This is a genomic window from Pseudomonas sp. R3-41, from assembly GCF_054161485.1.
Genome location: NZ_CP096421.1, coordinates 5735517 through 5755743 on the forward strand (window position 1 = coordinate 5735517; position 20227 = coordinate 5755743).

General features: G+C 56.1%; 20 protein-coding genes and 1 tRNA gene. 10 read left to right on the forward strand and 11 right to left on the reverse strand.

Annotation, left to right across the window (positions count from 1 at the left end):
* Positions 1 to 34: 34 nt before the first annotated feature.
* The 4 genes from M1D99_RS24830 to trmJ all read right to left on the reverse strand — a co-directional run bounded on the left by M1D99_RS24830 (position 35) and on the right by trmJ (position 3591).
* Positions 35 to 1249 carry an IscS subfamily cysteine desulfurase gene (locus M1D99_RS24830; RefSeq protein ID WP_186705397.1) on the reverse strand — a complete coding sequence of 405 codons (1215 nt, stop codon included), beginning with the start codon at positions 1247 to 1249 and terminating at the stop codon, positions 35 to 37.
* Positions 1250 to 1299: 50 nt separating this feature from the next.
* The gene (iscR, locus tag M1D99_RS24835) at positions 1300 to 1791 is read right to left on the reverse strand and encodes a Fe-S cluster assembly transcriptional regulator IscR (protein ID WP_018611583.1); all 492 of its coding nucleotides are present in this window, start codon (positions 1789 to 1791) and stop codon (positions 1300 to 1302) included.
* Between the two features lie 251 nt (positions 1792 to 2042).
* On the reverse strand, positions 2043 to 2819 hold the full coding sequence (gene cysE / locus M1D99_RS24840; RefSeq protein ID WP_434572212.1) for a serine O-acetyltransferase: 777 nt from the start codon (positions 2817 to 2819) through the stop codon (positions 2043 to 2045).
* Position 2820: 1 nt separating this feature from the next.
* Positions 2821 to 3591 (reverse strand): tRNA (cytosine(32)/uridine(32)-2'-O)-methyltransferase TrmJ, encoded by a 771-nt coding sequence (trmJ, locus tag M1D99_RS24845; protein ID WP_207966499.1) that lies wholly within the window; start codon positions 3589 to 3591, stop codon positions 2821 to 2823.
* Between the two features lie 144 nt (positions 3592 to 3735).
* Here trmJ and suhB point away from each other — a divergent pair, with 144 nt between their 5' ends.
* A complete protein-coding gene (suhB, locus tag M1D99_RS24850) occupies positions 3736 to 4554 on the forward strand; it encodes a type III secretion system regulator SuhB (protein WP_003185165.1) in 819 nt (272 codons plus the stop codon).
* 483 nt (positions 4555 to 5037) lie between these two features.
* Here suhB and M1D99_RS24855 read toward each other — a convergent pair whose 3' ends face one another.
* The 6 genes from M1D99_RS24855 to queA form a co-directional block, all read right to left on the reverse strand.
* The gene (locus tag M1D99_RS24855; protein ID WP_018607449.1) at positions 5038 to 5586 is read right to left on the reverse strand and encodes a glycine zipper 2TM domain-containing protein; all 549 of its coding nucleotides are present in this window, start codon (positions 5584 to 5586) and stop codon (positions 5038 to 5040) included.
* Positions 5587 to 5703: 117 nt separating this feature from the next.
* Entirely contained in the window at positions 5704 to 6618 is a 915-nt protein-coding gene (gene secF / locus M1D99_RS24860) for a protein translocase subunit SecF (protein WP_458130903.1), read from the reverse strand.
* Positions 6619 to 6627: 9 nt separating this feature from the next.
* Positions 6628 to 8496, reverse strand: a complete 1869-nt coding sequence (secD, locus tag M1D99_RS24865; RefSeq protein WP_458130904.1) for a protein translocase subunit SecD — start codon at positions 8494 to 8496, stop codon at positions 6628 to 6630.
* Positions 8497 to 8559: 63 nt separating this feature from the next.
* Complete coding sequence (gene yajC / locus M1D99_RS24870; protein WP_007956696.1) at positions 8560 to 8895, reverse strand: preprotein translocase subunit YajC; 336 nt, start codon at positions 8893 to 8895, stop codon at positions 8560 to 8562.
* A 43-nt stretch (positions 8896 to 8938) separates the two neighbouring features.
* Positions 8939 to 10054, reverse strand: coding sequence for a tRNA guanosine(34) transglycosylase Tgt (gene tgt, locus M1D99_RS24875; protein WP_161951757.1), 1116 nt, complete (start codon positions 10052 to 10054; stop codon positions 8939 to 8941).
* 14 nt (positions 10055 to 10068) lie between these two features.
* Positions 10069 to 11118 (reverse strand): tRNA preQ1(34) S-adenosylmethionine ribosyltransferase-isomerase QueA, encoded by a 1050-nt coding sequence (queA, locus tag M1D99_RS24880; protein WP_028237240.1) that lies wholly within the window; start codon positions 11116 to 11118, stop codon positions 10069 to 10071.
* Positions 11119 to 11226: 108 nt separating this feature from the next.
* On the opposite strand from queA, the gene M1D99_RS24885 reads away from it, so the two are divergent.
* The 4 genes from M1D99_RS24885 (at position 11227) to M1D99_RS24900 (ending at position 13038) form a co-directional block, all read left to right on the forward strand.
* Positions 11227 to 11311: transfer RNA gene (locus M1D99_RS24885), tRNA-Leu, on the forward strand.
* A gap of 197 nt (positions 11312 to 11508) precedes the next feature.
* Positions 11509 to 11838 (forward strand): hypothetical protein, encoded by a 330-nt coding sequence (locus M1D99_RS24890; RefSeq protein WP_434572216.1) that lies wholly within the window; start codon positions 11509 to 11511, stop codon positions 11836 to 11838.
* A 156-nt stretch (positions 11839 to 11994) separates the two neighbouring features.
* Positions 11995 to 12336, forward strand: a complete 342-nt coding sequence (locus tag M1D99_RS24895) for a hypothetical protein (RefSeq protein WP_434572218.1) — start codon at positions 11995 to 11997, stop codon at positions 12334 to 12336.
* A gap of 363 nt (positions 12337 to 12699) precedes the next feature.
* The gene (locus tag M1D99_RS24900) at positions 12700 to 13038 is read left to right on the forward strand and encodes a colicin E1 family microcin immunity protein (protein ID WP_434572220.1); all 339 of its coding nucleotides are present in this window, start codon (positions 12700 to 12702) and stop codon (positions 13036 to 13038) included.
* Positions 13039 to 13059: 21 nt separating this feature from the next.
* Here the strand turns inward: M1D99_RS24900 and M1D99_RS24905 are convergent, their stop codons facing one another.
* Positions 13060 to 14745: a colicin-like pore-forming protein gene (locus M1D99_RS24905; protein WP_458130905.1), complete on the reverse strand. Its 1686-nt coding sequence runs from the start codon at positions 14743 to 14745 to the stop codon at positions 13060 to 13062.
* Positions 14746 to 15356: 611 nt separating this feature from the next.
* Between M1D99_RS24905 and M1D99_RS24910 the strand changes: the two genes are divergently transcribed.
* The 5 genes from M1D99_RS24910 (at position 15357) to M1D99_RS24930 (ending at position 20207) form a co-directional block, all read left to right on the forward strand.
* Complete coding sequence (locus M1D99_RS24910) at positions 15357 to 15626, forward strand: barstar family protein (RefSeq protein ID WP_458130906.1); 270 nt, start codon at positions 15357 to 15359, stop codon at positions 15624 to 15626.
* 126 nt (positions 15627 to 15752) lie between these two features.
* Positions 15753 to 16421 carry a DUF3885 domain-containing protein gene (locus M1D99_RS24915; protein ID WP_458130907.1) on the forward strand — a complete coding sequence of 223 codons (669 nt, stop codon included), beginning with the start codon at positions 15753 to 15755 and terminating at the stop codon, positions 16419 to 16421.
* Positions 16422 to 16457: 36 nt separating this feature from the next.
* On the forward strand, positions 16458 to 17795 hold the full coding sequence (locus tag M1D99_RS24920) for a hypothetical protein (RefSeq protein WP_458130908.1): 1338 nt from the start codon (positions 16458 to 16460) through the stop codon (positions 17793 to 17795).
* Positions 17796 to 18269: 474 nt separating this feature from the next.
* A complete protein-coding gene (locus tag M1D99_RS24925) occupies positions 18270 to 19298 on the forward strand; it encodes a ParA family protein (protein WP_458130909.1) in 1029 nt (342 codons plus the stop codon).
* 204 nt (positions 19299 to 19502) lie between these two features.
* Positions 19503 to 20207 carry a DUF6602 domain-containing protein gene (locus M1D99_RS24930; RefSeq protein WP_458130910.1) on the forward strand — a complete coding sequence of 235 codons (705 nt, stop codon included), beginning with the start codon at positions 19503 to 19505 and terminating at the stop codon, positions 20205 to 20207.
* Positions 20208 to 20227 lie beyond the last annotated feature (20 nt).

Genomic DNA, 20227 nt, shown 5'->3' on the forward strand with positions numbered 1-20227 from the left:
TCCTCATCAGTGGAGCCGCTCTGGTGGCGACTTCTCAGTGCGCCGCCCATTCGATTTTCGAGATGTCGACGCCGTCTTTGTACATGTCCCACAGCGGCGACAGAGCGCGCAGCTTGGTAACGGCCTCGCAGACTTTCTGCGCGGCGTAATCGATTTCTTCTTCGGTGGTGAAACGGCCGAAGGTGAAGCGGATCGAGCTGTGGGCCAGTTCGTCGTTGCGGCCCAGGGCGCGCAGTACGTACGAAGGCTCCAGCGACGCCGAGGTGCACGCCGAACCGGACGACACGGCCAGATCCTTGAGCGCCATGATCAGCGACTCGCCTTCAACGTAGTTGAAGCTCAGGTTCAGGTTGTGCGGTACGCGGGCGGTCAGGCTGCCGTTGACGTAGAGTTCTTCGAGGTGCTCGACCTGCTTGAAGAAACGGTCGCTCAGGGCCTTGATGCGTACGTTCTCGGCGGCCATGTCTTCCTTGGCCACACGGAAGGCTTCGCCCATGCCGACGATCTGGTGGGTCGCCAGGGTGCCGGAACGCATGCCACGCTCGTGCCCGCCGCCGTGCATGGTCGCTTCAAGGCGAACACGCGGCTTGCGGCTGACGTACAGCGCGCCGATGCCTTTAGGGCCATAAGTCTTGTGGGCGGAGAACGACATCAGGTCGACTTTCAGCTTGGACAGGTCGATGTCGACCTTGCCGGTGGACTGCGCGCCGTCGACGTGGAACAGGACGCCCTTGGAACGGGTCAGTTCGCCGATGGCGGCGATGTCGTTGACGGTGCCGATTTCGTTGTTCACGTGCATGATCGAGACCAGGATGGTGTCGTCGCGCAGGGCGGCTTCGATCATGGCCGGGGTGATGATGCCGTCTTCACCGGGCTCGATGTAGGTGACTTCGAAGCCTTCACGCTCCAGTTGGCGCATGGTGTCCAGGACAGCCTTGTGCTCGATCTTGGAGGTGATCAGGTGCTTGCCCTTGGTGTGGTAGAAATGCGCGACACCCTTGATTGCCAGGTTGTCGGATTCGGTGGCACCGGAGGTCCAGACGATTTCACGCGGGTCGGCGTTGACCAGGTCGGCGACCTGGCGACGGGCGTTTTCGACCGACTCTTCGGCCTTCCAGCCGAACACGTGGGAACGGGACGCCGGGTTGCCGAAGTTTCCGTCGACCAGCAGGCATTCACTCATTTTTTGCGCAACACGCGGATCAACCGGGGTGGTCGCAGAGTAATCAAGGTAAATCGGCAATTTCATGGACTTTCTCCTAAATCAGGCTGGCTGGCGTTCCGCGTGCTCTGCGGCAGTCATTCGACGGCGGACGCTTCAATCTTGTCCAGGTGCAGCGTCTTGCTATTGCAACGGCGCTGGTCCTGACGCTGGGCTACTTCTTGCACCTCACGACGAGTTACAAGGTCAGCCAAGCTGATACCGCTTAGAAATTCGTGAATCTGCAGGCTGAGGTCGCACCACAAGTGGTGGGTCAGGCAAGTATCGCCGCCATGGCAGTCGCCAAGGCCCTGGCATTTGGTCGCATCGACCGATTCGTTCACCGCATCGATCACCTGGGCAACCTGGATGCCCTGCATGTCGCGCGACAGCTGGTAGCCGCCGCCGGGGCCGCGAACGCTGGAAACCAGGTTGCTACGGCGCAGCTTGGCAAACAGCTGTTCAAGGTAGGACAGGGAAATGCCCTGGCGCTCGGAGATATCGGCCAGGGACACCGGCCCGTGCTGCGCATGCAATGCCAGATCCAGCATTGCGGTCACGGCGTATCGGCCTTTTGTAGTCAGTCGCATGGACAATTACCACGGAGTTCGGAATGGGGGCGAGTATGCAATTCCCGAGTATTTAAGTCAAGTATAAGACCTAGTGCTTTACTCGGGTTTACCCGCGAAAGAGCGCGCGAATGATAGCAAAGGTAGGCGGCTAACGACCAGCTATACCGCGTTATCGTTCTTCGCGAGCAAGCTCGCTCCCACAAGGGATCTGCGGGGCGGCAGGGATCCAATGTGGGAGCGAGCTTGCTCGCGATGAGGCCGGCAGGGTTTCAACCGGCCTGGGTCTCATCCTTGTCCTTCACACACGCAAAGTCTTCCTCGCGCAGTTCAGGCAGGTCCTTGGCACAGTAATTACTGCCCAGGTCCTTCAGGGCGCCGCACATCCCTTCCAGGCGCCCATCGACGGCTTGCAGGTGATCGAGCAACTGGTTGATGGCGCGGGCGACCGGGTCGGGCATGTCTTCGCCGACACCGTAGGCGTCGAAGCCGATCTTCTCGGCCATGGCCTTGCGGCGGGCGTCCTGCTCGTCATCGGACTTGACGATGATCCGTCCCGGAATGCCCACCACGGTCGCGCCCGGCGGCACGGCCTTGGTCACCACGGCGTTGGAACCGACTTTCGCCCCCGCCCCGACCGTGAACGGCCCGAGCACCTTGGCGCCGGCACCGACCACCACGCCGTCTTCCAGGGTTGGGTGGCGCTTGCCTTTGTTCCAACTCGTGCCGCCGAGGGTCACGCCCTGGTAGAGCGTCACGTCGTCGCCGATCTCGGCGGTTTCACCTATGACGATGCCCATGCCATGGTCGATGAAGAAGCGGCGGCCGACCTTGGCACCCGGGTGGATCTCGATCCCGGTCAGCCAGCGGCCGAAGTTCGAGACCAGCCGCGCCAACCACTTCCAGCCCATGCCCCACAAAGCGCCGGACAGGCGATGGATCCAGATGGCGTGCATGCCCGGGTAGCAGGTCAGCACTTCAAAGGCATTGCGCGCCGCCGGGTCACGATGGAAAACACTTTGGATATCTTCACGCAAACGTTCGAACATTTTATTTCTTCCGCTTAATCAGCTCGCCACGGGCCGCTTTCTGGGTTTCCGTGAGGATGCCGCGCAATATATTCATCTCCGCCCGGCTCACCGAGCTTCGTCCGTACAACCGACGCAGGCGCGCCATCAAGTGCCGCGGCTTTTCCGGGTCGAGGAATTCGATGTCCACCAGGGTCTGCTCCAGGTGTTCGAAGAATCGTTCCAACTCGTCCATGGTCGCCAGTGTCTCACTGCGCGGCGACGTCACCTCGGTTTTTTCGACTTTGCTGGGCTTGCCTTCGGCCGCCAGCCAAGCCATGCGCACTTCATAGCTCAACACCTGCACCGCCGCCCCCAGGTTCAAGGAACTGAACTCGGGGTCGGAAGGGATATGCACGTGAAAGTGACATCGCTGCAGCTCGTCGTTGGTCAGGCCGGAGTCTTCACGACCGAACACCAGGGCGATCTCGAAGCCTTGCGCGGCCTCCTCGACCACTTTGGTGCCGCATTCGCGGGGGTCGAGCAGCGGCCAGGGGATGCGGCGGTCGCGGGCGCTGGTGCCGAGCACCAGGTTGCAACCCACCAGGGCATCTTCCAGGGTGGCGACGACCTGGGCGCTGGCAAGGATGTCACCGGCGCCGGAGGCCCGGGCATCGGCTTCGTGATGGGGAAACAAGCGCGGCTCGACCAGCACCAGGCGCGACAGGCCCATGTTCTTCATGGCCCGCGCAGCTCCGCCGATGTTACCCGGATGGCTGGTATTGACCAGGACGACACGAATGTTCTGCAACAAGGGAGGCGCTCTCGAACACGATAAAGGGAGCAAATCTTACCTAAGCACCTACCGTTAAGCTATGAAAGCGAACACCAACCTTCTCCTGAGAAAACTTTCTGATAGAATGCGCGGCTTTCTTTAACAACCTTAGGTGACACATCCATGCAGCCCATGCTGAATATCGCGCTGCGCGCCGCCCGCAGCGCCAGTGAACTGATCTTCCGCTCCATCGAGCGCCTGGATACCATCAAGGTCGATGAAAAAGACGCCAAGGACTATGTGTCCGAGGTCGATCGCGCCGCCGAACAGAAAATCGTCGACGCCCTGCGCAAGGCTTACCCAAACCACTCCATCCTCGGTGAAGAGACCGGCATGCACGCCGGTACTGGCATCGAAGGCGAAGAGTACCTGTGGATCATCGATCCGCTGGACGGCACCACCAACTTCCTGCGCGGCATTCCTCACTTCGCGGTCAGCATCGCCTGCAAATACCGTGGCCGCCTGGAACACGCCGTCGTGCTGGACCCGGTTCGCCAGGAAGAATTCACCGCCAGCCGTGGCCGTGGCGCCCAACTGAACGGTCGTCGCCTGCGCGTCAGCGGCCGCACCAGCCTGGACGGCGCCCTGCTGGGTACCGGCTTCCCGTTCCGTGATGACCAGATGGACAACCTGGACAACTACCTGGGCATGTTCCGCGCCCTGGTCGGCCAGACCGCCGGCATCCGCCGCGCCGGTGCTGCGAGCCTGGACCTGGCTTATGTGGCTGCTGGCCGTTTCGATGCGTTCTGGGAGTCGGGCCTGTCCGAATGGGACATGGCCGCAGGCGCCCTGCTGATCCAGGAAGCCGGTGGCTTGGTGAGCGACTTCACCGGCGGCCATGATTTCCTTGAGAAAGGCCACATCGTTGCCGGCAACACCAAATGCTTCAAGGCTGTACTGACGGCCATCCAGCCGCACTTGCCGGCTTCGTTGAAGCGTTAGGTAGTTCGGTTAGAAAAAAGCACCTTTCGGGGTGCTTTTTTTATGCCTGTTTCACACCACCCAGCCCAGAGGCGGACATTGTGGCGAGGGAGCTTGCTCCCGCTCGGTTGCGCAGCGACCGCAAGATCTTGGGTCTGCTGCGCAGCCCAGCGGGAGCAAGCTCCCTCGCCACAATGCATCACACCTTGGACATGGATGCAGGCTGAACCACCGCCATCGCGAGCAAGCTTTGCTCCCACAGGGGAGGTTTGGGTAGCCGGGAAATCGAAGCCTGCCGCAGACCTACTGTGGGAGCGAGCCTGCTCGCGAAGAGGCCGGCCATCCAACATCCTTGCAAGCTGACCCACCGCTATCGCGAGCAGGCTCGCTCCCACAGGGGGACTGGGGCAGGCACAGGTTTTGTGTCTATAGTGGATTGATGTGAGCATGGAAATGCGGACGTAAAAAAAGCACCCCGAAGGGTGCTTCTTGTACATCTTCCAATTACTGGGCCGGTTCGTTCTGGCCCAGGATCAGTTGGCCTTCCTTGCTCACCGGGATCTGGTTGCCCGGGTCGCGGTCCATGCGGACCTTGCCTTCTTTGCCGTCGAGCATGTAGCGAACGTCGTAGCCCACAACCTTGTCGCTGATGTCATTGACGGTGTTACAGCGAGTCTGGGTGGTGGTGTAGGTGTCGCGTTCCTGCATGCCTTCCTGGATCTTGTTACCGGCATAACCACCACCGGCCGCACCCGCCACGGTGGCGATCTTCTTGCCGTTGCCGCCGCCGATCTGGTTGCCCAACAGGCCACCGGCCACAGCACCGAGCACGGTGCCGGCGATCTGGTGCTGGTCCTGGACGGGCTTCTGCCGAGTCACGGTGACGTCCTTGCACACTTCACGCGGGGTCTTGATCTGGGTCTTGACCGGCTCCACGGCCAATACTTGCGCATACTCAGGGCCACTTTTTACCAAGCTGTAGGTGGCGACCGCACCACCGGCTGTTACACCGACAGCACCCAATACCGCACCAACCAGCATCGATTTGTTCACTTGAACCTCCTGACCATCACAAGCGGAATAATCCGCGCTTCTCCCAGCCTTGGAGCATAAAAAAAGGCGCGAGTTCAACTCGCGCCTTTTCAGCGGTGACGGACGGAAAGCCGAGCCTTACGGGCGGTCGTCCACCTCGGTGTCAGTGGCCGCAGGAGGAATCAGATCCTCGGAGCTCAGGTTCAGCCAGATCAACACCACGTTGGCGATGTAGATCGACGAGTAAGTACCCGCCATCACACCGATGAACAGCGCAATGGAGAAACCGAACAGGTTGTCACCACCAAACACCAGCAGCGCGACAATCGCCAGCAAGGTGGAGATCGACGTCGCCATGGTCCGCAGCAGGGTCTGGGTGGTCGAGATGTTGATGTTCTCGACCAAGGACGCCTTGCGCAGCACGCGGAAGTTCTCACGCACCCGGTCGAACACCACGATGGTGTCGTTGAGCGAGTAACCGATGATCGCCAGCACCGCCGCCAACACCGTCAAGTCGAAGGTGATCTGGAAGAACGACAGGATGCCCACGGTCACGATCACGTCGTGGATCAGCGAGACAATCGCGCCCACCGCGAACTTCCACTGGAAGCGGAACGCCAGGTAGAGCATCACGCCGCCCAGGGCCAACAGCATGCCGAGGCCGCCCTGGTCGCGCAGCTCTTCACCCACTTGCGGGCCGACGAACTCCACGCGCTTGACCTGGGCCGGGTTGTCGCCGCCAGCCTTCTGCAAGGCTTCGGCTACCTGGTGGCCCAGTTGCGGGTCTTCACCCGGCATGCGCACCAGCAAATCGGTGGTCGCGCCGAAGCTCTGCACGATGGCATCGGCATAGCCCGACGACGCCAGTTGCTCACGCACCCTGGTGACGTCGGCCGGACGCTCGTAGGTCAGCTCGATGAGCGTACCGCCGGTGAAGTCCAGGCCGTAGTTCAGGCCCTTGGTGGCCCAGCTGAACAACGCCAGGGCCGTAAGGAACAATGTGACGCCGAACGCAATGTTGCGAACGCCCATGAAGTTGATTGTACGTAACATGGCAGCCCCTTAAATCCACAACTTCTTGACGTCACGACCACCATAAATCAGGTTGACCATTGCACGGGTCACCATGATGGCTGTGAACATCGAGGTAAAGATCCCGAGGGACATGGTCACTGCGAAGCCCTTGACCGGGCCGGTGCCCATGGCAAAGAGAATCCCGCCGACCAGCAACGTGGTCAGGTTGGAGTCGATAATCGCAGTGAATGCGCGGCCGAAGCCTTCGTTGATTGCCCGCTGGATCGACATGCCCGCGGCGATCTCTTCACGTATCCGCGAGAAGATCAGCACGTTGGCGTCCACCGCCATACCCATGGTCAACACGATACCGGCGATACCCGGCAGGGTCAGTGTGGCGCCCAGCAAGGACATCAGGGCCAGCAGCAGCACCATGTTCACCGCCAGCGCAACCGTGGCGATCAAGCCGAAGAAGCGGTAGATGGCGATGATGAACAGCGACACGAACAGCATGCCCCACAGCGAAGCATCGACACCCTTGGTGATGTTGTCGGCACCCAGGCTCGGGCCGATGGTGCGTTCTTCAGCGAAGTACATCGGCGCGGCCAGGCCACCGGCACGCAGCAGCAGGGCCAGTTCCGAGGATTCGCCCTGGCCATTGAGGCCGGTGATGCGGAACTGGCTGCCCAGTGGCGACTGGATGGTCGCCAGGCTGATGATCTTCTTCTCTTCCTTGAAGGTCTGGACCGGTACGTCTTTCTCGACGCCGTTGACCACTTGCTTGGTGTAAGTGGTGGTCGGCTTCTGCTCGATGAAGATCACCGCCATGCTGCGACCAACGTTGCTGCGCGTGGCGCGGCTCATCAGTTCGCCGCCATGACCGTCCAGGCGAATGTTCACCTGTGGACGACCCTGCTCGTCGAAGCCCGCCTGGGCGTCGGTCACCTGGTCACCGGTGATGATCAGGCCACGCTCGATCTGCGCCGCCGGACGACCGCCTTCACGGAACTCGAAGCTCTCGGAAGTGGCCTTGGACGCACCCGGCTCAGCGGCCAGGCGGAACTCCAGGTTGGCGGTCTTGCCGAGGATACGCTTGGCTTCGGCCGTGTCCTGCACGCCTGGCAGCTCAACCACGATGCGGTTGGCGCCCTGGCGCTGCACGATCGGCTCGGCCACACCCAGCTCGTTGACGCGGTTACGCACCGTGGTCAAGTTCTGCTTGATGGAGTACTCGCGGATTTCCGCCAGCTTGGCCGGGGTCATCGCCAGACGCAGCACCGGTTGGCCATTGAGGTCGGCCGGCACAATGTCGAAATCGTTGAAATTCTTGCGCACCAGCGCACGGGCCTGTTCGCGGGCATCTTCATCGCTGAAGCCCAGCTGAATGGCACCTTCGAACTGCGGCAGGCTGCGATAACGCAGGCGCTCTTTACGCAGCAGGCTCTTGACGTCGCCTTCGTAGACTTTCAGGCGTGCGTCGAGGGCTTTTTCCATGTCCACTTCCAGCAGGAAGTGCACACCACCGGACAAGTCCAGGCCCAGCTTCATTGGGTGTGCGCCAAGCTTGCGCAGCCACGGGGGCGTGGTCTGGGCCAGGTTCAGGGCCACAACGTAATCGTCGCCCAACGCCTTGCGCACCACATCCTTGGCTGGCAGTTGGTCTTCAGCCTTGACCAGGCGCAACAGGCCGCCCTTGCCGTTTTCGGCGATGGACGCAGCCTTCACATCGATATTGGACGCCTTGAGCGCAGCGCTCGCACGGTCCAGATCGGCCTGGGTGACCTGCAGCGCAGTGCTTGCGCCACTGACCTGAATGGCCGGGTCATCCGGGTATAGATTGGGAGCGGAATAAATCACACCGACCGCCAGCACCGCCAGGATCAGTAGGTATTTCCACAGAGGGTATTTGTTCAGCATCACGCCGCCCGCTTATGACGCGGGGCGCCTTGCGCGCCCCGTCGATTGAAAAGAAGTGGTTACTTAGATCGCTTTCAGCGTGCCTTTTGGCAGCGTGGCCGCGATGGCGCCCTTCTGGAACTTCATTTCAACAGTGTCGGACACTTCCAGTACCACGAAGTCATCAGCCACTTTAGTGATCTTGCCAGCGATGCCGCCGGTGGTGACCACTTCATCACCTTTTTGCAGGCTGCTGAGCAGGTTTTTCTGCTCTTTGGCGCGCTTGGCCTGTGGACGCCAGATCATCAGGTAGAAGATGACCAGGAAGCCGACCAGGAAAATCCACTCGAAACCGCCACCCATAGGCGCGGCTGCAGGTGCAGCGGCATCAGCCATGGCGTTAGAGATAAAAAAGCTCATTTAGCACTCCAGTTGCAAGTATTGAATCTAGGGATCGGAAAACTCAGTCCAAAGGCGGAACAGGCAACCCGCGCTTGGCATAGAAGGCCTCGACAAAGGCGGCCAATGTACCCTGTTGGATAGCCTCGCGCAAACCAGCCATAAGCACCTGATAATGGCGCAAATTGTGGATGGTATTGAGCATACTGCCGAGCATTTCGCCGCACTTGTCCAAATGATGCAGATAAGCGCGGGAGAAGTTCTGGCAGGTATAGCAATCGCACGTCGGATCGAGCGGCGAATCATCATGGCGATGGAACGCGTTACGGATCTTCAGCACACCGGTGTCGATGAACAGATGCCCATTGCGGGCATTACGGGTTGGCATCACGCAATCGAACATGTCCACCCCGCGGCGCACACCCTCAACCAGATCTTCCGGTTTGCCAACGCCCATAAGGTAACGAGGTTTGTCAGCCGGCATTTCGCCCGGCAGGTAATCGAGCACCTTGATCATCTCGTGCTTCGGCTCACCCACCGACAGGCCACCAATCGCCAGGCCGTCGAAGCCAATCTTGTCCAGGCCTTCGAGGGAGCGCATGCGCAAGTCGCGGTGCATGCCGCCCTGGACGATGCCGAACAGCGCCGCCGTGTTCTCGCCATGGGCATTCTTCGACCGCTGGGCCCAGCGCAACGACAGCTCCATGGACACCCGCGCCACGTCTTCATCGGCCGGGTACGGCGTGCATTCGTCGAAGATCATCACGATGTCCGAGCCCAGGTCGCGCTGCACCTGCATCGACTCTTCCGGCCCCATGAACACCTTGGAACCGTCCACCGGAGAAGCGAAGGTCACGCCCTCCTCCTTGATCTTGCGCATCGCGCCCAGGCTGAACACCTGGAAGCCGCCGGAGTCGGTCAGGATCGGGCCTTTCCACTGCATGAAATCGTGCAGGTCGCCGTGGGCCTTGATCACTTCCATGCCTGGGCGCAGCCACAGGTGGAAGGTATTGCCGAGGATGATCTCCGCGCCAATCGCCTCGATGTCACGCGGCAGCATGCCCTTGACCGTGCCGTAGGTGCCCACCGGCATGAACGCAGGGGTTTCCACGGTTCCGCGGGGGAAGGTCAGGCGTCCGCGACGAGCCTTGCCATCGGTGGCAAGCAACTCGAAGGACATGCGACAGGTGCGACTCATACGGTTTCCTCGGGCCCGCGTGGCGCGGGGTTACGGGTGATGAACATCGCATCACCGTAGCTGAAAAAGCGGTACCCATGCTCGACGGCGGCCTTGTAGGCGGCCATGGCTTCGGGATAACCGGCGAACGCCGAAACCAGCATCAACAGCGTGGATTCAGGCAAATGAAAGTTGGTGACCAGGGCATCGACCACATGGAACGGCCGGCCCGGGTAGATAAAGATATCGGTGTCGCCACTGAACGGCTTGAGCACGCCATCGCGCGCAGCGCTTTCCAAAGACCGCACGCTGGTGGTCCCCACCGCCACCACCCGCCCACCGCGGGCGCGACAGGCCGCCACGGCATCGACCACGTCCTGGCTCACTTCCAGCCATTCGTTGTGCATGTGATGGTCTTCGATACGCTCCACCCGCACCGGCTGGAACGTCCCGGCGCCGACGTGCAGCGTCACGAACGCCGTCTCCACGCCCTTGGCCGCAATCGCCTCCAACAACGGCTGATCAAAATGCAGCCCCGCCGTCGGCGCCGCCACCGCCCCCAGGCGCTCGGCGTACACCGTCTGATAACGCTCGCGGTCCGAACCTTCGTCCGGGCGGTCTATATAAGGAGGCAACGGCATGTGCCCGACACGGTCGAGCAGCGGCAACACCTCTTCGGCGAATTCCAGCTCGAACAACGCATCATGCCGCGCCACCATCACCGCCTCACCGCCGCCGTCGATCAGAATCGACGAACCGGGCTTGGGCGACTTGCTCGACCGCACATGGGCCAGCACCCGATGACTGTCCAGCACCCGCTCCACCAGAATCTCCAGCTTGCCGCCGGAGGCCTTCTGGCCGAACAAACGCGCCGGAATCACCCGGGTATTGTTGAACACCATCAAATCGCCCGGGCGCAAATGCTCGAGCAAATCAGTGAATTGACGGTGAGCCATGGCACCGCTGACCCCGTCCAGGGTCAACAGTCGACTGGCGCGCCGCTCGGCCAGCGGGTGGCGAGCGATCAGCGAATCCGGGAGTTCGAAGGTAAAGTCAGCAACACGCATGATGGGGTTCGTCTAGCAGGGCCGGAAAGTCTAGCGGAAATATTAAAAATTCACCATGAAACGTGATTGACCAACGGTAGGCACCTCTCTATACTTCGCCGCCATTGAGCCCTGATGGCGGAATTGGTAGACGCGGCGGATTCAAAATCCGTTTTCGAAAGGAGTGGGAGTTCGAGTCTCCCTCGGGGCACCATCTTAAAGAAAGACCTTGAAATTCAAGGTCTTTTTTTTCGTCTGCAGGAAAGTGATCCACCTCCAGGAACACCACAATCCTCGTGGCGAGGGAGCTTGCTCCCGCTTGAGCGCGAAGCGCTCACAAAAATGTCACTGCACCCACCGATGCTCCGAGTGGCCACACCCTCCCCACCCAGTCACAAAGGATTTCACCCCATGGAATTGCTGCTGGAAACGGTCGCTCTCTATTCCCTCAAACTGGCCTATGAGACAGAAGGCCACAGCCCGATCCTGCGGGATGATCCGTTGATGGGCAGTTGCGACCGGGAGATTTTTGAGTTGCTGATACGGCGGGGCGATGTGGCCGGGATTCAGGGCGAAATCAGTCGATGCCTGGATTTAGCGTTGGGGGCGGTGGGTGGGGTGGATACAGTGCTGGGCCGAGAGCTGCATCGTTTGGCTGCGGACTTCAACGCAGTGCAGAAAATGGACGATCTTTACGCTCCGCTCATCGCGCTTAACGGTTACGTGAAAGATATTCTATAAACCCCAGCGCTCGCACGTTCCGCGTGGTAACGCATACCGCGATGCTCCGCGTTGCAGATCCAACAGCCAAAACACGCTCCTACGCAGGCAACCAGGGACGACATCATCACAGCGATAGGCAGTTGGCTAACCGAAACCCATGAAGCGAAACGGCGAATGGTGAGCAACCTGGAAATGCTCTTCTGGATCGCCGCCGCGATTTTCGGCGCGATCGCCGCGAAAGATTACGCCGCGAAGCGTAAGGCACTGATGAGGCGAACGGAGCAAGCCTTGCCAGAGAAGGAGCTGAGCGCTACGTTGTTGAGTGACGAACAAGGTCGTGCGGTTAAATTCGTTGGCACCCTGCGGCGGGTTGAGGGCGGGTATACCGTCAGCCTGATTCGAGAGACTGACGGGGAGCGTACCGAGTCGTGTAGCGAGGTGATGCCGTCGCTGGAGAAGGTTGAGGTTTATCTTACAAGCTGTACTTCGTTTGTTTTGTCGGATTTCAAACACTGAAAATGCCGTGCATGTGGATTCATACCGTGCGCTCAGAGACGAGTTTCGTGCTCCGACCATCGCATTCGGATACATTTAGAAGAAATGAAGCATCCATAAGCCCACAATTCAACCATCTCCCTTTCTCGATATATGCCGCCTGCGGTGGACCAAGAGCATGAATACCGCCAATTTGAGTCTTGAGATTGTTAGGGTGCCCCGCGTAGAATAGCGACACCATATAGACACCAGAAGGAACTGACGCCACCCCTTAATAACTGCATACTTATACAGTATCAAACTCAGCATTCAAAACTTGCAAACATTAAACCCCCCCAAGCAAGACTTCAAGCAGCCCCCCCAGCATGATACTCGAGGTACTCTTTGAACAAAAAATATTATTTTAGCAACCTATTAATCTCACTCAGCTTACTCGCACTGGGTTTAATCGTTTGGTTTTACAAAGAGCCCTTATACGAAACAACAAACCTGTTCTATCTAATCACATGCCTCTGCAGCACTTTTCTTTTCCCCTTCTCCAGAAAGCTTATTGAAAATACATGCTTGCGCTTTACAAGCCGTGAATTTTGGACAACTGGTTTATTGACTGAAAGCCCCGGAAAAAACGGACTGTACGTCATATATTTTTTCATATGCATGATTACAGCAATACCTTTGGGGGGCAGCTTTTTAATATATCTTGGATTGAAGAGAGTGGTCTAAATAGACCACTCTCCTTTGCTCTTATCGACTCAAAACAGAATCAAGAGCATCATTGAACATTTTTACACGCGCATCATTAATAAACGCACTAACCAACGCCATAACTAGACCAAATGCAATAATACCCATAGGTGTGGTAACTGCTAGACCGAACGCAAATGCTATCAGTCCAGTTGCCGCCGCGCCGGCAAATAGGGTTTCAACTTTCAAAACCGTACTGTTCCAGTCACCCGTCTCATAGCCTTTTTTGATTTCGACGAGCAAATCCATGGCATCAATAGCTTTCCCCACGTACCCAAAAGCCTTACTAAAAACATTTAGGTTCTTTGCCAGCTCGCCCCTATCTAACGACTCAAGAGCGTTAGCAATTGCCGTCCGATCAGCGACACTAAATTTTTTGTTCAGATTATCCTTGTACTGATCGAACGCTCGTAAAGCTTCATCAGCGCTTCGCAGTACTTTACCTTTCGCATCATCAGTCATTTGCTGAGCTAAAGCTGACATCTGTGTGCCAAACCTCCCACTAATATCTTTGTAAAAATCAGCAGTAAATTTAATAGCGCCCTTTAACTCATCATCTGCTTTGGTCTTCTCATCTGCCAACCGCTTAGCCTCAGCTTCTGCTTTGGCCTTCTCCTCCGCCAAACGCTTAGCTTCGGCCTCAGCTTTGGCCTTCTCCTCTGCCAAACGCTTAGCTTCGGCTTTAGCCTTCTCTTCCGCCAGCCGCTTAGCTTCGGCTTTGGCCTTCTCTTCCGCCAGCCGCTTAGCTTCGGCTTTGGCCTTCTCTTCCGCCAGCCGCTTAGCTTCGGCTTTGGCCTTCTCTTCCGCCAGCCGCTTAGCTTCGGCTTTGGCCTTCTCTTCCGCCAGCCGCTTAGCTTCGGCTTTGGCCTTCTCTTCCGCCAGCCGCTTAGCTTCGGCTTTGGCCTTCTCTTCCGCCAGCCGCTTAGCTTCGGCTTTGGCCTTCTCTTCCGCCAGCCGCTTAGCTTCGGCTTTGGCCTTCTCTTCCGCCAGCCGCTTAGCTTCGGCTTTGGCCTTCTCTTCCGCCAGCCGCTTAGCTTCGGCTTTGGCCTTATTTTCTGCCGCTTGGGCTACGGCAATTTTCGTCGTGAAAGCTTTAGTTTTCGCAGTGAGAATTCTAATCTCCTCAGTTAAAACTTTAACATTGTAAGCCGCAGTACCAGCCGCGATAAAAAGATTATAGTATGCATCTTTATCACGATGAGAGTAACTTCTATTAACAAAGTCTACTCCGTTCTGCTTAAAATCCTTACTTAAAAAAGCCCTTCCAAAAAAAGCACTGGATTTTACAGTATCACTCTTAATCTCAGCTTGCTTGGCCAGTAAAAGGGCGTCAATCGAAGCCTTTTTTTTCTTCAGCCCCTCTAGCGACTCATTAGTATTTGATCCAGTGGTTGCGTTAATTTGCATTTCAAGACTGGCGGGAATATTTGGCACACTGGCTTTGTATACATCTTCAATTTTTTTTAAGGAGCCGGCAGCCACCACAAATATGGTCGTTCCCGCACTGTCGTGATTTAGATTTATTCCCAGGTCACTAAGCTTAGTGATGGGTCCGACTCCCTTAACCCATGGTTGGGGTTTCGCAACATAACCACCACCTGGTATCGGTTTGGGCGGCTGCGGCGGCGGGGGGTTAGGTGTGATTATGATTGGGGGTAATTCCATGGTTCCGTTTGTAGACATCATGTTCTCCTAATATGAGATCACACTGTTGATCAGTGGGATATCAGCACTGTTAAGGTCTCCATCGAGACCTGCGGCTTCCGTGTCTGTGTTCCCCTCAGCCTGTTGGGGCTGGGATCGAACAAGGCAAAAAGACTGTACAAAAACACAGTCGTGAAATCAACAAAAATATGCATTTATGCATATCTTGATGCGAAACCTAGCTTCCCAGGCTCGCTTACTCCATCGGAATGCACCCCATGGAGCCACGAATTAGGCATTGAGTGATGTCATAAAGCCCCATGACCCTCTGTAAGGTTCAGGGGATGACAAGCTGAGTGTGGAAGCACCATAGGGGACAGGCCTCATCTACCCTTCTCAATTGGCTTGTATCCGACGTGGGTTTCCGTGGTGTCATCGACGAGGCGCACAGGCGATGTAGGGGCTTCATGCTCCGGCGATCATGCTCAGAAATTTTCCCGATATTCTGTGACTGGCACATGGCGGGTAAACGAACCTTACATCTATTACTGCGATTAACGCTTTCCGTAATAACCTAGACAGTCATTCCCGCTTGCCAGATTGTTATAGCTGTCGAACGTTTCGAGGCTTGAACAGAGACCCGCCCACAGCTTGTGCAGATTGATCTAAACGGAGTGATGAGTGCCAACGAACTCCATTCCACCCTGAGCGATGCGCTCGGCTTCCCCGGCCGGTACGGCTGTAACTGGGATGCCTTCTGGGACGCAATCACAGGACTGGTGGAAATGCCCGTGCACCTGAAAATTTCCGGGTGGGATGCGTTATCCAGGCGCTTACCCAAAGATGCTGAGCTCATGCAAAAATGCCTCGAAGACCTGAGCCTTGGGTATCCATCGTTCGCGTCAAACGTAGAGTTCGACTGAACGCAAGAACGCGGCGACGGCTGGCGGTGCGACACCCAAGGTCATCGACCCACTATCCGAGGCGTCGTAACATCCCATCGCACCACCCAAACCATGGAAACGGTTGAAGAGCGGCCAAGGACACACGTGAATCTACAAATCGAAATCGAACGAATCTTTGGCAACAACACGTTCGCCAGACCGCTGTTCTATTCCTATCCCGGCGGCCTGCGCTTTGAACTCTCCGAATCCGGCGGCGTGGTCGATCAGTTTCTAACCGCGCTCCGCAAAGCGACAAAAATCTGCAACGACATCTTCCACGGCGAAGACGAGCTTGTCGTCTGCCTGTGCGCCTACTCTGACGCAAGCCATTTCATCCACAGGCCAGAACTTCGCGCGCTGCGATCTGCCGGGATACTCATTCCCTCTGCGCGTTCAATCTGGCGCGAGGATGTAGCCGCTGACGAGTGGTACAGCGCAGATCAGCCAGAGTATTGGGTTAATGTCGCCTTCAAACTCCCCATCTCCCGCCTTGAGACATTGCTGTGGGGAGCCCTAGCCAAAGACCTCGCGCCGATCCAACCGCAATTCAACTGCATTTTGTATCTCTTCAACCTGCCGCAGGGCGTTATGGTCTTTCCCTATGACGACAGAGGCATGGATGTCGTTGGGCCTAACGAAACGCTACTCAGGCAGTTGTACTGTCAGCATCAAGAATATTTGCTGGACTATGACCGTGCAGAGATGGATAGCACGTTCGCATCGGTTACCCCTTCCCCACCTCCTGGCCCTTCAGGCAACAAGCGCTTCAAGTAACCAAGGAATGTCTACCGCATTGAAGGACTCAGAGTGATGTCAATTTCCATAGGGACTTTCTTCTACCCTTACGTAAAGTTTCTCCACGGCGCGGCCTACAACCTGAACCAGATCCTGGAGGGGCTTGGCGTCGTCTCATCGACCTTCACCGGGCGTAACGACGCCGGGCAAATCATCGGAACCTACTGGTCGCCCGATGAAGCGATGGTGAACACGCTTGGCTGTCTGATGATGCTGTCGCTGCTGCTGATCCCCTTGCTGGCAGCAGCCGCCTACACGGTGGGCAAGAAGAGAGGCGTGCTCATCTTCTTTGCGCTCTTGCTCCTACCGGGAGTGTTGAACTGCCTGGGCCTTTTCCCCAACATCAATTACCTGCCCATCCGTTACGCCATCAATGGCGTTGGGAAACTGGGCAGCGAGATCGGGCTGATCCCCTTGTTGATGCTTTGCGCCATCACCGGATGGGCCGTCATGGTGCTTATCTATGACAACCTCAACCTGACCGAACGCTTCCGTCAGATATACGATCACTTCTGGTTTCCACTGGCGTTGGTCGCCGCGGTGTTCTTCGTGGCGGACAACGGCGCCAATGAAGACACCGCAATGCTGAAGGAGGCGACAGCGAGCATCCAGGAGGCCAGCGCGTTCCTGCTGAGCCAGATCAAGCGCTACGATGATTACTGCAGGGCGAATGGCCTGGATAGCCTGAAATCGTGCCAGTGGAGCAGCGATTCACAGTGGACCTTCACCCATATCAAGGAAGGTGAAGCCAGCTACTTCATGGATTTCGCACCGAACGACTCCAAAGGGTTCTACGCCGCGACGAGAAGAACCATAAGCGACGAGGATGTGATCGCCATCCGCAAAGAGATCAACGACTACAACCTACGGTTGTGCCCCGTGAAGCACTTTTCCAATGGCATGTCGCGCTCATCGCCACTCTCCAGCACCTGCGAGTACGTCCCCCGTGGCTTTTGCTTGAACAATCCTGATGGCCCACCCGGCCTTGTGGATAACAATATCAGCAGTCACACCGTAGCCTTGGCCAGCGAATGCATCGTTCCCTGGCTTGCGGGTGTCAAGCCCTCCTTGAAGCAGCAGTTGACGCTGGTCGGCCAGCATGACAAAGCCAAGAATCACCGTTGGCTGTATTTCCTTGCTGTTGCTGTAGCGGTCGGAGCGAAGGTGGCCTTGGCGACTACCAAGCTATGCTTGATTGATGCGCGGCCTGGGGCTGATAGGCGTCGGGTTCTGAGGGTTGCGCGGCAGAGGCTGGGGCAGTGTGCTCGGGTGCTGAAGCGCGTGCTGGTCGGTATCGGCCAATTAACATGGTTCGCCGCTCTCCGGGTATCGAAGCTGCTTAAACGGGAATAGCACAGCGGGACTAACTTCTATTGGTAGGTACACTGGGGGCTGGGCGTTTTGTGCCAGGGGCAATCTGGGAGACAAAGGAGACGCCAAAGAATAAATCGTCCCCTTTTTCCTAGCGATGGAAATCGGAAGAAAAATCGTAGACATCATGGCGGGGACTGATCAGGTTCCGGGCAGCACCGACGACCTATATTCACCTCGCCTCAGGTGGTGCTCTGGTTGATACGAACACCGTTGCAATCGCCCCATCTGTTATCTCAGCGCCTTCGTCATTAATTGCATAGAAGAGCGTTTGCGTGCTGTTGAGGATCAGCAAAGTTTTTGTGACATCAAGCGGCATAGCGTAGAACTCGTTAAAATTACACAAAAACCTCGATACTTAAACGATTAAGCTTACTATCCGACCAAAAAATTATTCCTCGACAAAGTGATATCAAACGGCTAGCTTTGGTACTTCCATATGCCAAGGGACTCCGCATGAAAATCATTTCTTTGTTCAACCATAAAGGTGGCGTAAGTAAAACTACTACCACTTTCAATTTAGGTTGGATGTTAGCAGAGCAAGGCTACAGAACGCTCATTGTCGACACAGACCCTCAATGTAATTTGACGGCACTTGTTTTGGGTTACAACTCCATTGACGACACATCAGATTTTTATTCAAAAAACCCCAACTGCGATCTTTATAGTTGCATATTACCAGTATTGAACGGCGAAGGTCGCCACATAGAAGCAGTTCCAGTAGAAACAGCTCACCCTAACCTGTCTTTATTATGCGGTAATCTTCAGCTTTCCGAGGCTGAAACTCAGATCAGCGTAGCATTGACTACAGCACTTAAATTACCGGCAATGAGAAATATACCAGGTGTACTGGGCCAGTGCATTCGGTCAACAGCTGAAAAATATGAATTTGATTATGTTATCGTCGATATGAGCCCCAGTGTCGGCGCACTGAATCAATGCCTGCTGATGTCAAGTGACTACTTTATCGTTCCAACAGCCCCGGACTTTTTCTGCGCCCAAGCAATAAAATCTTTAACCCGGGTAATTCCAAAATGGCACAAAGAAGTTGCGGAGTTCAGAGATTCGGAATTCACCTACCATCTGCCATTAGACCCACCTAAGTTCATTGGAATAATTTCGCAGAAGTATCGCCCTAGGAACGGTGCGCCGGCAAAATCATTTCAAAGATGGATCGATATCATTAACAATGAAGTCGCGAAATCTCTAATGCCCGCCCTGGCTCCTCTTAGCATGACAATCGAAGAAAATTTATTCCATGAGTATTCGGTACGGGATGAACCATACAACCTTGAAAATATTGCAGACTTCAACTCACTCATAGCGCAAGCTCAGAAACATAACGTACCTGTATACGCACTAACCGACGCACAAATTGAACAAGGAGGAAATACACTGGACAACATGAAAATAAGCCGAGACGACTTCAAAAAAACCTTCGAAAGACTTGCTGAAACTGTCTGCAACTTGACTGAGCAAGAATAACGAAATTTATTCCGAGCAAGGGGTTTATTTAGGCCAACCCCTTTCTCCCCAGAGCCACCTAAAAACCTTAATTTGCTGCACCTTCCTGCCCCCCCAAATAACGACAATCAATTAGATAAAACAATGCAACCAAGGGAGAAATTGATCTGCAAATATTCAAGTGTAAGTCGAGAGCTATTCCCCCCCAACAAGAGAAAAAAATAATTGAAACCACTCGTTGAGTATTGCCACGGTGCTGTTAAAACCTTGACCGCTCAGTACGAAATGACCAAGGTGCTAGGTCATTCGGTTACAGCGGGAGCTGCGCGTGAACGCCTAATCCAAGATTTTCTCACAGCACATCTTCCTCAAATGACCAGTGTTGTAAGTGGTATAATTATCGATTCAGACGGGATCCGATCAAAACAACAAGACATAGTTCTTATGCTGAAATCCATGCCTCGATTGCCATTTGCAAGCGGACATGACCTCATTTTTCAAGAAGGAGCTGTAGCAACTTTTGAAATAAAGACGGGCATCACTCCATCTGATTTTGGTGACATCGCGCTAAACATAGCAAGCGTAAAGTCATTAAAACCAAGCACTTTGGAAGGTGCTCAGATAGGTAATTTAGATTGGTCTTATACTCGAATTTTGAGTGTCGTTCTCACCTATGGAGGAACTAAACTCAACAGCATTGAACAGGAGCTCGGCAGGCTACCAGAAACAGGCCAACCTGACATCTATTTAGACCTCAGCCAAGGAATCCTAATAAAAAACGAAGGACTGTTGCTGAGCAAAGAGGGGTCTGAAATTTATCTCCGTTCCGAGGAGCCGGGTGTGGGCCTAGCTAAGTTACTGGCGATACTATCCAAGGTGACAGGCAGCTTAATCATGCGCGGAGTAAGATGGGACGCCTATATCTCCTAACCCCCCCAAAAAAAGAAAAA

Bases quoted from the DNA above. Each gene is read 5' to 3' on its own strand.
- M1D99_RS24830 (WP_186705397.1), bottom strand. From the start codon at position 1,249: ATGAAATTGCCGATTTACCTTGATTACTCTGCGACCACCCCGGTTGAT.
- iscR (WP_018611583.1), bottom strand. From the start codon at position 1,791: ATGCGACTGACTACAAAAGGCCGATACGCCGTGACCGCAATGCTGGAT.
- cysE (WP_434572212.1), bottom strand. From the start codon at position 2,819: ATGTTCGAACGTTTGCGTGAAGATATCCAAAGTGTTTTCCATCGTGAC.
- suhB (WP_003185165.1), top strand. From the start codon at position 3,736: ATGCAGCCCATGCTGAATATCGCGCTGCGCGCCGCCCGCAGCGCCAGT.
- secF (WP_458130903.1), bottom strand. From the start codon at position 6,618: ATGTTACGTACAATCAACTTCATGGGCGTTCGCAACATTGCGTTCGGC.
- secD (WP_458130904.1), bottom strand. From the start codon at position 8,496: ATGCTGAACAAATACCCTCTGTGGAAATACCTACTGATCCTGGCGGTG.
- yajC (WP_007956696.1), bottom strand. From the start codon at position 8,895: ATGAGCTTTTTTATCTCTAACGCCATGGCTGATGCCGCTGCACCTGCA.
- tgt (WP_161951757.1), bottom strand. From the start codon at position 10,054: ATGTCCTTCGAGTTGCTTGCCACCGATGGCAAGGCTCGTCGCGGACGC.
- queA (WP_028237240.1), bottom strand. From the start codon at position 11,118: ATGCGTGTTGCTGACTTTACCTTCGAACTCCCGGATTCGCTGATCGCT.
- M1D99_RS24890 (WP_434572216.1), top strand. From the start codon at position 11,509: ATGGAATTGCTGCTGGAAACGGTCGCTCTCTATTCCCTCAAACTGGCC.
- M1D99_RS24895 (WP_434572218.1), top strand. From the start codon at position 11,995: ATGGTGAGCAACCTGGAAATGCTCTTCTGGATCGCCGCCGCGATTTTC.
- M1D99_RS24905 (WP_458130905.1), bottom strand. From the start codon at position 14,745: ATGATGTCTACAAACGGAACCATGGAATTACCCCCAATCATAATCACA.
- M1D99_RS24920 (WP_458130908.1), top strand. From the start codon at position 16,458: ATGTCAATTTCCATAGGGACTTTCTTCTACCCTTACGTAAAGTTTCTC.
- M1D99_RS24925 (WP_458130909.1), top strand. From the start codon at position 18,270: ATGAAAATCATTTCTTTGTTCAACCATAAAGGTGGCGTAAGTAAAACT.